The organism is Celeribacter neptunius, from assembly GCF_900113955.1.
GTDB lineage: Bacteria > Pseudomonadota > Alphaproteobacteria > Rhodobacterales > Rhodobacteraceae > Celeribacter > Celeribacter neptunius.
Genome location: NZ_FORH01000001.1, coordinates 628,268 through 641,515 on the forward strand (window position 1 = coordinate 628,268; position 13,248 = coordinate 641,515).

General features: G+C 63.8%; 11 protein-coding genes and 1 tRNA gene. 8 read left to right on the top strand and 4 right to left on the bottom strand.

Translation table 11 applies throughout. From position 1 onward, the window contains the following. Positions 1 to 23: 23 nt before the first annotated feature. The 8 genes from BM151_RS03115 (at position 24) to BM151_RS03150 (ending at position 10,020) form a co-directional block, all read left to right on the top strand. Positions 24 to 1,952, top strand: a complete 1,929-nt coding sequence (locus tag BM151_RS03115) for a cation:proton antiporter (RefSeq protein WP_090057115.1) — start codon at positions 24 to 26, stop codon at positions 1,950 to 1,952. A 92-nt stretch (positions 1,953 to 2,044) separates the two neighbouring features. Beyond that, positions 2,045 to 3,763 (top strand): arginine--tRNA ligase, encoded by a 1,719-nt coding sequence (gene argS, locus BM151_RS03120; protein ID WP_090057119.1) that lies wholly within the window; start codon positions 2,045 to 2,047, stop codon positions 3,761 to 3,763. Between the two features lie 157 nt (positions 3,764 to 3,920). Further along, positions 3,921 to 5,228 carry an SPOR domain-containing protein gene (locus tag BM151_RS03125; RefSeq protein WP_177213009.1) on the top strand — a complete coding sequence of 436 codons (1,308 nt, stop codon included), beginning with the start codon at positions 3,921 to 3,923 and terminating at the stop codon, positions 5,226 to 5,228. Positions 5,229 to 5,243: 15 nt separating this feature from the next. Continuing rightward, positions 5,244 to 6,236, top strand: a complete 993-nt coding sequence (locus BM151_RS03130) for a glycoside hydrolase family 3 N-terminal domain-containing protein (protein ID WP_090057126.1) — start codon at positions 5,244 to 5,246, stop codon at positions 6,234 to 6,236. A 41-nt stretch (positions 6,237 to 6,277) separates the two neighbouring features. Then, on the top strand, positions 6,278 to 7,087 hold the full coding sequence (locus BM151_RS03135) for a segregation and condensation protein A (protein WP_090057130.1): 810 nt from the start codon (positions 6,278 to 6,280) through the stop codon (positions 7,085 to 7,087). After that, positions 7,071 to 7,751: an SMC-Scp complex subunit ScpB gene (scpB, locus tag BM151_RS03140; RefSeq protein WP_090057134.1), complete on the top strand. Its 681-nt coding sequence runs from the start codon at positions 7,071 to 7,073 to the stop codon at positions 7,749 to 7,751. The genes BM151_RS03135 and scpB overlap by 17 nt, the downstream gene beginning before the upstream one ends. A gap of 219 nt (positions 7,752 to 7,970) precedes the next feature. After that, positions 7,971 to 8,204 (top strand): hypothetical protein, encoded by a 234-nt coding sequence (locus BM151_RS03145; protein WP_090057138.1) that lies wholly within the window; start codon positions 7,971 to 7,973, stop codon positions 8,202 to 8,204. A gap of 361 nt (positions 8,205 to 8,565) precedes the next feature. Continuing rightward, positions 8,566 to 10,020, top strand: coding sequence for a GGDEF domain-containing protein (locus tag BM151_RS03150; protein ID WP_143093026.1), 1,455 nt, complete (start codon positions 8,566 to 8,568; stop codon positions 10,018 to 10,020). 53 nt (positions 10,021 to 10,073) lie between these two features. On the opposite strand, the gene BM151_RS03155 is transcribed toward BM151_RS03150, so the two are convergent. The 4 genes from BM151_RS03155 to ihfA all read right to left on the bottom strand — a co-directional run bounded on the left by BM151_RS03155 (position 10,074) and on the right by ihfA (position 13,156). Then, positions 10,074 to 11,144 (bottom strand): 2'-deoxycytidine 5'-triphosphate deaminase, encoded by a 1,071-nt coding sequence (locus BM151_RS03155; RefSeq protein WP_090057145.1) that lies wholly within the window; start codon positions 11,142 to 11,144, stop codon positions 10,074 to 10,076. A 127-nt stretch (positions 11,145 to 11,271) separates the two neighbouring features. After that, positions 11,272 to 11,348: transfer RNA gene (locus BM151_RS03160), tRNA-Pro, on the bottom strand. Between the two features lie 82 nt (positions 11,349 to 11,430). After that, entirely contained in the window at positions 11,431 to 12,831 is a 1,401-nt protein-coding gene (locus BM151_RS21800) for a MerR family transcriptional regulator (RefSeq protein WP_245781080.1), read from the bottom strand. A 25-nt stretch (positions 12,832 to 12,856) separates the two neighbouring features. Next, the gene (ihfA, locus tag BM151_RS03170; RefSeq protein ID WP_090057147.1) at positions 12,857 to 13,156 is read right to left on the bottom strand and encodes an integration host factor subunit alpha; all 300 of its coding nucleotides are present in this window, start codon (positions 13,154 to 13,156) and stop codon (positions 12,857 to 12,859) included. Between the last annotated feature and the right edge of the window lie 92 nt (positions 13,157 to 13,248).

Genomic DNA, 13,248 nt, shown 5'->3' on the forward strand with positions numbered 1-13,248 from the left:
ATGCTTTGTAATGAGGAACAGCCATGGCCACGGAAAATCTGACGGGTTTGGGGGCGGTCGAGGCCTTTGCCCTCGTCGGCGCTCTGGGCGTCGGGGCGCAATGGCTCGCCTGGCGGCTGAAACTGCCGGCCATCGTGTTGATGCTGGCCGCGGGGCTGATCGTCGGGCCGGGGCTTGGCGTGCTCGATCCCGAACGTGAGTTCGGCGCGCTGGTGCAGCCGCTCATTTCGCTGGCGGTGGCGGTGATCCTGTTCGAGGGCGGGCTGACGCTCGATCTGCATAAACTCGGCGATGCGCGCCGCGGCGTGACGCGGCTGGTGCTGATCGGAGCGCCCCTGGGCTGGTTCCTCTCAAGCGCGGCACTGCATTGGGGGGCGGGGCTCGGCTGGGAGGCTTCCGCCGTGTTCGGCGGCATCATGGTGGTCACCGGCCCGACCGTGATTGCGCCGCTGCTCCGGCAGGCGAAGCTGCAAAAACGCCCGGCGAACCTGTTGCAATGGGAGGCCATCGTCAACGACCCGGTGGGGGCGCTGGCCGCCGTGCTGGCCTTTGAATTCGTCCTGGTCGGGCGTGAGGCGGAAAGCTTTGGCTCCGCCATCGGCCAGCTGGCCTTCGGGATCTTTCTCGCGACCCTGGTCGGCGTGGCCGCGGGGGCTGCGATTTCCTACACGTTCCGCCGGGCCTATGTGCCGGAATATATGAAAGTGCCGGTGCTGTTCGCCACCTTGCTCGTCACCTTTGCCTTCCCCAACATGATGCTGCACGAAAGCGGGCTTCTGGCGGTCACCGTGATGGGGCTGATCATCGCCAATGCCGACCTGCCGTCTTTCGAGGAAATGCGCCGGTTCAAGGAACACGCCACGGTGCTCTTGGTCTCCGGCGTCTTCATCCTGCTGGCATCCTCGCTGGATTTCGCCTCGCTGGGCCATCTGACCTGGCGTGCGGGGCTTTTCGTGGCGCTGGTCATCCTGGTGGCGCGTCCGCTGACCGTGCTGGTCTCGCTGATCGGCACCGGGCTGCCGCGCAATGAAAAGCTCCTGATCGCGCTCACAGGGCCGCGCGGCGTGGTGCTCGTGGCGGTCGCCGGCCTGTTCGGCGAAAGGCTGGCCGCCAACGGGGTCAGCGATGGCGCCGTGGTCGGTCCGCTGGCGTTCGTCCTGGTGCTCACCACCGTGGTGCTGCACGGGTTCACGCTGGCGCCGCTGGCGCGGGCGCTGGGACTGGCGGCCAAGGGCAAGCCGGGGGTGTTGATCCTTGGCGGATCGCGCTTCACCACGGCGCTGGCGGAGGTGCTCAAACGCGAAGAGGTGCCAGTGCTGATCGCCGATCCGAACCACGCCCGTCTGGTGCGGCCGCGCGCCGCCGGGCTGAAGGTCTTCTACGGCGATATTCTCGGCGAGGCGGCCGAAGACAGTCTCGAGATCCTGTCGTTCGAGACGCTGATCGCGGCGACGGAGAACGACGCCTATAACACGCTGGTCGCCACCGATTTCGGGGCGGAGTTCGGCCGTGAACAGGTCTGGCAACTGGCGCGGGTGAAGGGCGAACAAGCGCGCCATGCCCTGCCGACCCAGCTCGGCGGGCGCCCCTTTGGCGCGGGCAAGAGCTTTGGCGAGCTTGACGATTTGATGCGACAGGGCTGGCGCATTGTCGCGACGCCTTTGTCGGAGGATTACACATTCGAGCAATGGAAAGAGGAGCGCCCGGGGGCGCATCTTCTGGGCCGGATGAGTGCGGATGGCGTGTTCAAACGGCTTTTGCCCGAGGATGCCGAGCTTCTGTTCCCGGGGCGTGCCGAGGCGGCGCTCAAGGATCTGCCGGAAGACCAGCGCGAGAGCGCGCGCGAGGCGCTCAAACGCCGCCGCAGCGAATTGAAACTCGCCAATGCGCGGGGCCGGATGGGGCCGGGGGTCAAGCTTGTGGCGCTGAGCCCGCCGGAACCGGCCAGCTGAAACGGGCGCAACGCGGCCCGGGGAGGGGCGAAGCCCGTTGACGTGGGCGGCCCGCGTGATAAACCCGCGCCATCTGGATAAAGAGAGACGTCATGAACCTGTTCGCCGATATTCGTAGCCTTGTGATCGACAGCCTGAACGCGCTGACTTCTGAGGGTGTGCTGCCCGAAGGGCTGGAGTTTGCCAATGTCGCGGTGGAGCCGCCGCGCGATCCGCTGCATGGCGATATGGCGACGAATGCCGCGATGGTCCTGGCGAAACCGGCGAAGGCAAAGCCGCGCGACATTGCCGACAAGCTCTCCGAAAAGCTCGCCGCCGATGCCCGGATCACCAGTGTCGATGTCGCCGGGCCGGGGTTCATCAACCTGCGTCTGAATGAAAGCGTCTGGTCGGGTCTGGTCGAGACCGTGCTCTCAACCGAGGGGTACGGGCGCTCAGAGATGGGCGGCAAGAAAAAGGTCAACGTCGAATATGTCTCCGCCAACCCGACGGGGCCGATGCATGTCGGTCATACCCGGGGTGCGGTCTTTGGTGATGCGCTGGCGTCCCTGCTGGATTTCGCCGGCTATGACGTGACCCGCGAATATTACATCAACGATGGCGGGGCGCAGGTCGATGTGCTGGCGCGCTCGGTGTTCGAACGCTACCGCGAGGCCAACGGGCTCAACCCCGAGATCGCCGAAGGGCTCTACCCGGGCGACTACCTCGTGCCGGTGGGCGAGGCGCTGAAGGAAAAATACGGCGACACGCTGCTGGACAAGGGCGAGCAATATTGGCTCAAGGAGGTGCGCGAATTCGCCACCGAGGCGATGATGGCGATGATCCGCGACGATCTGAAGCTTCTGGGCGTCGAGATGGACAAGTTCTTCTCCGAGAAGTCGCTCTACAACACCGGCCTCATCGAGGCGGCGATCAAGGAGCTCGACGACAAGGGGCTGATCTATCGCGGTGTTCTGGAGCCGCCGAAAGGCAAGATGCCCGAGGATTGGGAACCGCGCGAACAGACGCTGTTCCGCTCCACCGCCCATGGCGATGACGTCGACCGTCCGATCCAGAAATCCGATGGCGCCTGGACCTATTTCGCCCCCGATATCGCCTATCACTATGACAAGGTGCAGCGCGGTTTCGAGGAGATCATCGACATCTTCGGCGCCGACCACGGTGGCTATGTCAAACGGATGAAGGCGGCCGTCTCGGCGCTCTCCGATGGCAAGGTCGATTGCGACATCAAACTCATTCAGCTGGTGAAACTGTTCAAGAACGGCGAGCCGTTCAAAATGTCGAAACGTGCCGGCACCTTTGTCACCCTGCGCGACGTGGTCGAACAGGCAGGCAAGGACGTGACCCGTTTCATCATGCTGACCCGCAAGAACGACGCGCCCTTGGATTTCGATTTCGACAAGGTTCTGGAACAGTCGAAAGACAACCCGGTGTTCTATGTGCAATATGCCCACGCCCGGGTGCATTCGGTGCTGCGCAAGGCCGCCGAGCAGGGGATCTCGCTCTCGGACACGCCGCGGTTCGACGATCCGGCCGAGATCGCGGTGGCGCGCAAGCTTGCCGATTTCCCGCGTCAGGTGGAGATCGCCGCCAAGGGCCATGAGCCGCATCGCATCGCCTTCTACCTTTACGAGCTGGCGTCGGATTTCCATGCGCTGTGGAACAAGGGCAATGAGAACGAAGCCCTGCGTTTCCTGCAGGGTGATGCGGCGTTGTCCTCGGCAAAAATCGCCCTGCCGCGTGCGGTCGCCGTTGTGATTTCCGCCGGTCTTGCTATTCTTGGGGTAACCCCGGCCGAGGAAATGCGTTGAGCGTCAAGGCAAAGCTCAATCAGATCCTTTGAAATTGCCGGACCCCCGAGAGGGGCCGTAGTCAAAACGAGGACGTAAGATCCTCATGCGGCCTCTCAAGAGCAGTCGATAACCCGCAGAAAACATGCGGGAAATAAACGAGGCGAAAGAGGCAAATATGGTGCAGGACGTGGTGAACGGCCCCCAGATGGGCTATGGTCGCGCGCAGGCGCGTGATGAATTTTCTTCCTATGATCATTGGCAGCGCCCGGAGCCGCAAGTGACCCGTGCGCAGGCACAGGGCTATGGGCAGACGGGGCATGGCAACGCGGGATTTGCGGCGGAACCCGAGGTGGATCGTCTGTTCGCCCATGAAAATGTGCATTTTGAGCAACAGTCTTCTCATCCCGGCTATGCCGCAACGCCCGGCTATCAGGACCCGCGCGGCGAGTCTTATGGCGGTTACGAGACCGGTCCCGCCTATGTCTATGGCGGTGACGGCTATGAGGCGTCCGATCTGCACGAGGATGACGCCGCACCGGCGCGACCGCATTTGGGGCCGGCGCAATGGGGCGGGGCACTGGTGTCGCTGGCACTGATCCTCGGGCTCGGCGTCTGGGGTTACAAACTGATGGTGCGCGATGTCTCCGGCGTGCCGGTCATTCGCGCGCTCGAAGGTTCGGCCCGCATCCTGCCCGAGGACCCGGGCGGGCAATTGGCCATGCATCAGGGGCTCGCGGTCAACTCGGTGACCGCCGATGGCTCCGCCGCGCCGCCGGCAGACCGCTATGTCCTGGCGCCGGCGACAGCGATGCTGAGCGCCGAAGATCAGCCGGTGAAGGCGATCGAGCCGATGCTGAGCAGCCTTGCGACCAATGCGCCGGCGCCAGAGGCAACGCCTGTGGCTGCCGACAGCGATGTCGAGCGGCTTGAACTGATCGCCGTGGCCGAGGACCCGCTCGAGCTGAAAGATGCCATGGACGTGGTGGCGCCGGTCGAAGGGCAGGCCGAGGTTCTGGCCGAGAAGCTTGGCGTGATGCGTTCGCCGATCCCGACGCCGCGCCCGAAGGTCGTGCCGGTGCAACTGGCCTCGCTGTCTGCCGATCTCAGCGATGCCGCCCCGGTGCTGACCGATGTCAGCGCACCCGACAGCGGTGCCAGCCTCGACGGTGTGGCCGGCGATATCCTGGCCGCGATCGGCGCGTCTTCGGAACTGGCGCCTGCGGATGTGGCCTCGGGCACGCGTCTGGTGCAATTCGGCGCATTTCAGTCCGAAGAGCTGGCGCGCAGCGAATGGGATCGCCTGACCGGGCGGTTTTCCGAGCTGATGGAGGGCAAGACCCGGGTGATCGAAAGCGCGTCGAGCGGTGGCAAGAGCTTTTATCGGTTGCGTGCCGTGGGCTTTGCCGATGCCTCTGAGGCCAATCGGTTCTGTGCGGCGCTGACGGCGATGAACGCGGCCTGCGTGCCGACGGTTCAGCGCTAAGCGGCAGGCCATCACATGACCGGGCAGGGTGCCTATATCTTTGGCTGTGAAGGCCTCAGCCTTTCGGCGGCGGAAAAGCGCTTTTTCCGCGAGGCCCGGCCCTGGGGATTTATCCTGTTTGCCCGCAATGTCGACAGCCCGGATCAGCTCCGGGCGCTCAGTGCCGATCTGCGTGAGAGCGTCGGGCGCGACGCGCCCATCCTGATCGATCAGGAAGGCGGTCGGGTGCAGCGGCTGCGGGCGCCCCATTGGCGCGAGTTCCTGCCGCCCTTCGATCAGGTGGCGCAGGCCCTGGCGCTGGGGCGAGACCCGGAGCGCGCCATCTGGCTGCGCGGGCGGCTTCTGGCCGAGGATCTGCACGGGGTCGGCATCGATGTGAATTGCGTGCCCGGTCTCGACGTGGCGCGTCGCGACACCCATCCGTTTCTCTACAATCGCTGTTTCTCGGAAGACCCCGCGATGGTTTCCCGCATGGGCCGCGCGCTCACCCGTGGTATGGCCGCAGGCGGGGTTGCGCCGGTGATGAAACATCTGCCGGGACACGGGCGCGGCACGGTGGACAGTCACAAGGGCCTGCCACGCGTCACCGCGTCTCTGGGCGAGCTGCAGGCCGACTTTGCACCCTTCAAGGCGCTCAGCGATCTCACGATGGGCATGTCGGCCCATATCGTCATGGAGGCACTGGACCCGGAGCGCCCGGCGACCCAGAGCCCGGCGGCGATCCGGCTGATCCGCGAGGAGATCGGCTTTCAGGGCTTGCTGATGACCGACGATATTTCCATGGGGGCGTTGGACGGCACGGTGCGCGACCGTGGCGAGGCTTCGCTCCGGGCGGGCTGCGATCTGGTGCTGCATTGCAATGGCGATCTGTTCGAGATGGAGGCGCTCGCCGGGCTTGGCCTGATGGCCGGGGCGGCACAGGCGCGGGCCGATCAGGCGGCGAATGCCCGTCCGGGGTACGAGCCCATTGACATCGACGCGCTCACGGCCGAATTTCTTGCCTCATAAGCTCGGATAGAGCCCAGCAGGACCGCAAGCGAAAGCCCTTCATGGCCGATCAAGACCAGTTTGACATCAGCGACATTCTCTCGGTCGAGGAACGCCTCGCCGCCGAGGCGCTGATCGTCGATGTCGACGGGTTCGAAGGGCCTCTGGATCTGCTGCTGCAATTGTCGCGGACGCAGAAGGTGGATTTGATGAAAATCTCCGTTCTGCATCTGGCGCAGCAATATCTGCTCTTTGTCGAGAAGGCGAAAGAGTTGCGGATCGAGCTGGCCGCGGATTACCTGGTGATGGCGGCCTGGCTGGCGTTTCTGAAGTCGCGGTTGCTCCTGCCGCCCGATCCCTCGGACGAGGGGCCTTCGGGCGAGGAACTCGCGGCGCATCTGGCGTTTCAACTGCAACGTCTCGAGGCGATGCGCGAAGCGGCGGCGAAACTGATGGCCCGCGACCAGAAGGGCCGGGATTTCTTTGTCCGCGGCATTCCCGAAGAGGTGCAGCGGCGGCGGCAGGTGACCTATACGGCCTCGCTGCTCGATCTGATGCAGGCCTATGCGCGGGTGCGCACCAAGGACGAATTCAGGCCGTTTGTCATGGATCGCGAGGCGATCCTGTCGATGGAACAGGCGTTGGAGCAGATGCGTTATCTGATCCCCTATGCCGTGGAATGGGCGGATCTGTCGTCCTACCTGCCGGAGGGCTGGCAGCTTGACCCGAAGAAGCGCCGCTCGGCGACGGCGGCCACTTTCGCGGCCTCGTTGGAGCTGGCGAAACAGGGGCAGATCGAATTGCGTCAGGGCGGCACATTCGCGCCGATCCAGATCAAGGCAAGACGGAGAGAGAATGGCGGAAGAGCTTGAAACCGAAGCCGTAGAGTTGGAGGCGCAGGGGCCGGAGCAGGAGGAAAGCCTGTTCGAGGCGCCGCCTCTGGCGGAACAGGAACGCATGGTCGAAGCCGTGCTCTTTGCCTCTGCCGCGCCGGTGAGCGTGGCGGATCTGGCGGCGCGCATGCCGCATGGCTGTGAGCCGAAAGCGGCGCTCGAGCAGCTCGCCAAACGCTATGAGGGCCGCGGCGTCCGTGTGGTGCGCGTCGGCGACAATTGGGCCATTCGTACGGCGCCCGATCTCGGTTTTCTGATGCAGAAGGAAACCACCGAGACCCGCAAACTGTCGCGCGCGGCGATCGAGACCCTGGCGATCGTCTCCTATCACCAGCCCTGCACCCGGGCCGAGATCGAGGAGATCCGCGGCGTCTCGGTGTCGAAAGGCACGATCGATCAGCTGATGGAGCTCGAATGGATTCGCTTTGGCCGGCGCCGGATGTCGCCCGGTCGTCCGGTGACCTATGTGGTGACGCCGACCTTCCTCGATCATTTCGGCCTGGAAAGCGCCCGCGATCTGCCCGGGGTCAAGGAGCTGCGCGCCGCAGGTCTGTTGGAAAGCCGTCCGATGCCGGGGCTCGACGAGGGCATGGGCGAAGACGGCGAAGAGGAACAGGACGATCTGTTCGAGGATGAGAGCTGAGGATGCGGTTGCCCCCGGAGCGGCGACACCCGTGACGAGAGCTGGCGCCGGAGCGCCGGAGAGCCGGGTCCGTCCGGCTCTTTATTTGCGTTCCATTGGCTTTTCACACCCGGGCCGTGGAAATGGCGCATTTGAGCACTATCTATCTGTAAAGACGATCCAAAGCTCCACAGGACTGAGCACAGCGAAAACTGACGACAGCGAAAAGGTACGAGTGACATGAATTTGGACAGGCTGATCTCGATGGTCATCAATCGCGTGATCCGCACCCTGGTCAACAAAGGGGTGAATGCCGGGATCGATGCCGGCACCAATGCCATGGCGAAACGTCGTGGCGGGGCCGAAAGCGAAATGTCCCCCGAGGAACAGGCCCGGATGGCGGCGCAGGGCAAGGATGTGGCGAAACGGGCTCGGAAAATGGCCCGCGTCAGCCGTCGCATCGGACGTTTCTGAACCGCAGTCGCGCCCTGTCGCGTGGTGCGAGGCAGGTTTCGAGGCAAGCATAGTTGCGTGAGATCCGCGGAAATCTCTATAGGCATATCTCTAATACATGTTTATTCTGCCGATGCGGACCGTTAGGCTCCGCCTGAAAGTGTTTAGGGTTCGTTAGAGAGTATTGCCGGGCGAAGGGTTCTTTATTCATGCATGAAGGCGACGGCCTTCCGCGTCTGGCTCAGGGTCCTGCAGAGACATCCTCTCGCGACAATGGAACCAGACATCACGACAAGTGAAAATTCTGCGACTGACATTTCGTTGTAAATGGGATGCGCCATATCGTCGATTTGGTTCATCCCTTTCGTAAGAGGAAGGTTCCGTGTCTGTAGCGATGCAGCCTCCGGATGGTAGAGTACATCAGGCCTATGGCCCAGCCGTCCGTGTTTTGCGGGTGCAATCCCTGCTTGCGCTTTCGGCGTTGCTTCTGGCGCTAGCGGTCGGTCTGCGAGAGCTGACGGGGCGGCTCCCCGATGTGCTGCTGGCCAAGGGCAATGGCCCGCATCCCATCAGCGTCATCGCGATTTTGATTTTCAGCGCCGCGCTGTACAGGCCGGGCCTGTTCAAGGCGCAAACCCCTTGGAGACGGGCGCTTTTTGCCATTGTCTTCGGTATGGCCCTGGTCCGGCTGGTCGAGATTTTCATCCTGCCTGCGGCCTGGTTTTCGGAGATCGCGATGTTGCTTTATCGCAGTCCGGACAGCGCCGATATGGCCATGGGCGGCAACACTGCCGTGGCGCTTTTGCTGTTGAGTCTGGGGGCCCTGATCCGGCCGGTCTCCTCGACCGCGGCCTTTCTGGTCACCGTGCTGGGGCTGGTGCCGGTCAGCTATGCGATCTTCTCCTATGCATTCAATTACGCCGAGGGCTATGGCGCCATGTCGCCGATCACCCTGGTGATGCTCACGCTGGCCGGAAGCTCGCAATTCTGCGTCTTTGCCAGAACGCAGCTGTTGCGGCCTCTGCTCAGCGCCAGCCCCTGGGGCCGGATGGCACGGTTGCAGCTGGGCGCGGCAACGGTCGGCATCCTGTTGCTCGGCTTCCTGTTCCACACCCGTTACGAGACCGGGATTTCCGGCGCACTTCTGTCTTCGGTCTTCTGGATGTCGGTGGTGATTCTCCTGGCAGCCGGGCCGGTTTTCGAGCGTATCGAACGCGAACGCCGTGCCTTGTCACAGGAAATGGAACGTCAGGCCCGGCATGATCCTCTGACCGGTCTGCTCAATCGCCGGGCGGTGCGGGACTATGTGGCGGCCTGTCAGGAACATGAGGGGGTTCTGAAAGCCGGGTGCGATCATGTCGGGATCATTCTCGCCGATGTCGATTACTTCAAACGGGTCAATGACAGTGTCGGCCATGCGGTCGGCGATGCCGTGCTGTGCGAAGTGGCGGAGCAGATGCGCCGCAAATTGCGCCCCTCCGATCTGGTGGCGCGCTGGGGCGGTGAGGAGTTCCTGATCCTCTTGCCGGGCGCGGATCTGGCGCGGACGATGAGCATGGCCCAGGTGCTGCGCACCGGGGTGGCGTCCCATGTCGCCTGGGACAATGGTGAGGAGCGCGAGGCGATCACCCTGTCGATGGGGGTGGCGGCCTATGCCCATGGCGGCAGCGCAGGGACGCTGGAACAGGCGATCCAGAGGGCCGATGGCGCGCTCTATGACGCGAAATCCCAGGGCCGTAACCGGGTGCTCTGTTATGACGACATGGTCGCAACACCGGAGGCAGACGACAGCCTGCTGCCCGAGGGGTTTCCCACCCGGAAGACCATGGTGCACTAGGGGTGCATTAGGGGGACATTCGCGGAGGGGCGCAGGCGCGCCGCCAGCCTCTTTCAGCTCTTGAAATGCTTTGACAGTTTCAGACCCTGGCCCTGGTAGTTCGAGGCCAGATCGGCGCCGTAGAGCCGCTCTGGACGGCTGTCCATCTTCTCATAGACCAGACGGCCGACGATCTGGCCGTGCTCGAGGACAAAGGGCGCCTCGTGACAGCGCACTTCCAGGACGCCGCGCGCCCCCGCGCCGCCGGCATCGGCATTGCCGAACCCCGGGTCAAAAAAGCCGGCGTAATGCACCCGGAACTCGCCCACCATGGCCAGATAGGGCGCCATTTCGGCGGCATAGTCCGGCGGGATATGCACCGCTTCGCGGCTCACCAGAATATAGAAAGCACCGGGATCGAGGATGATCTGTCCGTCTTTGGCGTAGATCGGCTCCCAATATTCCGCTGGGTCGTAATAGCCGATATTGTCGAGATCGATGACGCCGGTGTGCGGCTTGGCGCGATATCCGACGAGGTCGCCCTCTGCGGGTTTCAAATCGACCGAGAAGCCGAGCCCCTGATCGATCACCGCCGGGCCGTCGACCAGCGGGCTTTGCATATGCAGGTTTTCGAGCGCCTCATCCGACAGGACGGCCTGACCGGCGCGGAACCGGATCTGGTTGAGCCGCATGCCGGGGCGCACCAGCACCGAAAACGAGCGCGGGCAGATCTCGGCATAGAGCGGCCCGGTATAGCCCGGTGCGATCCGGTCGAATTCCGTGCCCTCATCGGTGATCAGCCGGGTCAGAAGATCGAGCCGTCCGGTCGAGCTCTTGGCATTGGCCACCGCCTGAATGCCCTCGGGCAGCGCCAGGCTCTCCATCAGCGGCACGACATAGACACAGCCCTTCTCGAGCACGGCGCCCTGGCTCAGATCGATCTGATGCATCTCGAATTCCGAAAGACGGCCGGAGACCGTGCGACCTTCACCCGCCAGAAACGAGGCGCGGACCCGCCAGGCGCGGTTGCCCAGACGCAGATCGAGCGAGGCGGGCTGAACCTGGGCATCGATCACATCCGGTTGGGCGGTGATCTCGCCGCGCGTCAGCATCCCCCGAATGGCGTGATCGGCCAATACACCCATGTTCATCCCTCCAAGCGGATCGCGCGCCGGATTGTGCTCCGGCCTTGCATTGGAAATTCCTGTTGCAGTGGGCTTAACGCAAAACCGCCCGCAAGCCCAGAGGGTTGCGAGCGGTTTTGGGGTATAATGGTCGGGCTAGCAGGACTTGAACCTGCGACCTTCCGTCCCCCAGACGGACGCGCTACCAGACTGCGCTATAGCCCGACGTGGAACCCTTACATAGTGATTTCCGCGGCGGGGGCAAGCGCTATTTTCGCAAAAACGGCGCGTGCCGAGAGATCGGTACTCAACCGGCCAGACGTGCTCTGAGCATCTCGCTCCGGCTCAGAAGCCCGGCGATCTCCTCCGGTTCCGCTCCGCTCAGTTTGCGAGCGTTCAGCAGGCCGAGAACGCCACCTCCGGCGAGGATGGCGGGATCGTTGTCGTCCGGGTCGGGCGGCAGATGCAGAGCTGCGCCGAGAGGGGCTGCGGAAGCGGTTTGCCCTGCGGCCTCGGCGGCACCGGCAGTCCCACCGGGCATCTGGCGCTCCGTCTCGTCCGGCGCGGGCTTTGTCGTTTCGTCCAGGTCAGACAAGTCGGCCAAGTCAGCCAGCTCGGTCCGGCTGGTCAATCCGGCCAGCTCGGCTGCCAGATCTGTAGCCGTGTCATGTGGCACCAGTTCCGGGGCGGGCATCTCGTATTCGGCCAGGGATTCGGCCTCGAGCGCGGATTCCTCTTCGCTCAGCTCCTCGGACGCCGGATGATCCTCCGACCGATCCGCCGGAAGGTCGGCGAAATCAAAGGCGGTCTGGCCGGGCAGGGTGTCGGCAGCGGTCGAGGAGGGGGCTTTCGGGGCGTCCGGCGTCTCTTCCTGTTCCGCGCGCAGCGCAAACAGGCTTTCGGGCGCGGGTTCGTTGATCTCATCGGCGGGGACCGGCCCCGTTAGATCAGCCTGTGTCAGATCCGCCTGTGTCAGATCGCTATCGATGTCTGCCGCAGTTTCGAAGCTCGCCTCGGAACCCGCCTCACTGCCGGCCTCGAACGCCGCTGCGAAATCTTCGGGGGCGGATGTCTCGGCAAGCGTCTCTTCCTCGATCACATGGGCGGGCGGCTCGAACCCGTGCGGGTTCATCTCTAGCGCGCTGGTGAGGTCCTCGTCGGGGCTGTCCGCTGCCGTGGCGGGTGGTTCCACCGTGTCAGCCAGGATTTCACCGAGATTCTCGGCTGTGGTCGCTTCCAGCTGCTCTTGCGGAGCGGGGGAAAGCGGGGTTGCCTGCGCGGCGGCGGGGCGTGAAAACGGCACGACGGTTTCTTCGGGGGCCTCTGACAGGTCGTCGAAATCGTCCTGGGGCACCATTTCCGCCATCGGCGCAGGCGGGACAGAAGGAATCGGTGCGCTGTCGGGCGCGGGGGCGACGATCGGCTCGACCCCTTCGATCACCGGCGACAGCGAGGCGACATATCTCACCCCATGTTCGCGCAAGAGTTTCTGCACCCCGCGAATGGTCATGCCATCGTCGTGCAGGAGTTTCTTGATCCCGCCCAAAAGCGCCATGTCGGCGGGGCGGTAATAGCGCCGTCCGCCTGCACGTTTGACCGGTTTGACTTGAGTAAAGCGGCTCTCCCAAAAGCGCAGCACATGCGCCGGTGTGTCGAGCCAATCGGCAACCTCGCTGATCGTGCGGAAGGCGTCCGGTGATTTATTCATTTAACATCAAGCCTTTAGCTTTGAGTTACGTCTTGTTGCCCGCGGCGACGCGGTCTTTCATCAGATGCGACGGGCGGAAGGTGAGCACGCGACGCGCCGGAATGGGGGCCTCGTCGCCGGTTTTCGGGTTGCGCCCGACGCGCTCGGATTTGGCGCGCACGGAGAAGGTGCCGAAAGAGGAAATCTTGACGGTTTCGCCCTCGACCAGCGCATCGGAGATATGCGCAAGCACGCTCTCCACGAGGCTGGCGGATTCATTGCGGCTCAGGCCGACCTCACGAAACACGGATTCGCTGAGGTCCATACGGGTCAGTGTCTTGCTCATCTTCTCCCCCTTTGGATGGATTGGACCGAGAGTGGCAGTTTGGCAAGCATCCGTCAATATCAATGACTTGGCGCCAGAAACTCAGATGGGCG

Excerpts from the sequence above, each read along its gene's own strand:
- BM151_RS03145 (WP_090057138.1), top strand. The coding sequence starts at position 7,971 with ATGAATTTGGACAGGCTGATCTCGATGGTCATCAATCGCGTGATCCGC.
- ihfA (WP_090057147.1), bottom strand. The coding sequence starts at position 13,156 with ATGAGCAAGACACTGACCCGTATGGACCTCAGCGAATCCGTGTTTCGT.
- BM151_RS03130 (WP_090057126.1), top strand. The coding sequence starts at position 5,244 with ATGACCGGGCAGGGTGCCTATATCTTTGGCTGTGAAGGCCTCAGCCTT.
- scpB (WP_090057134.1), top strand. The coding sequence starts at position 7,071 with ATGGCGGAAGAGCTTGAAACCGAAGCCGTAGAGTTGGAGGCGCAGGGG.
- BM151_RS03155 (WP_090057145.1), bottom strand. The coding sequence starts at position 11,144 with ATGGGTGTATTGGCCGATCACGCCATTCGGGGGATGCTGACGCGCGGC.
- argS (WP_090057119.1), top strand. The coding sequence starts at position 2,045 with ATGAACCTGTTCGCCGATATTCGTAGCCTTGTGATCGACAGCCTGAAC.
- BM151_RS03115 (WP_090057115.1), top strand. The coding sequence starts at position 24 with ATGGCCACGGAAAATCTGACGGGTTTGGGGGCGGTCGAGGCCTTTGCC.
- BM151_RS21800 (WP_245781080.1), bottom strand. The coding sequence starts at position 12,831 with ATGAATAAATCACCGGACGCCTTCCGCACGATCAGCGAGGTTGCCGAT.
- BM151_RS03135 (WP_090057130.1), top strand. The coding sequence starts at position 6,278 with ATGGCCGATCAAGACCAGTTTGACATCAGCGACATTCTCTCGGTCGAG.
- BM151_RS03125 (WP_177213009.1), top strand. The coding sequence starts at position 3,921 with ATGGTGCAGGACGTGGTGAACGGCCCCCAGATGGGCTATGGTCGCGCG.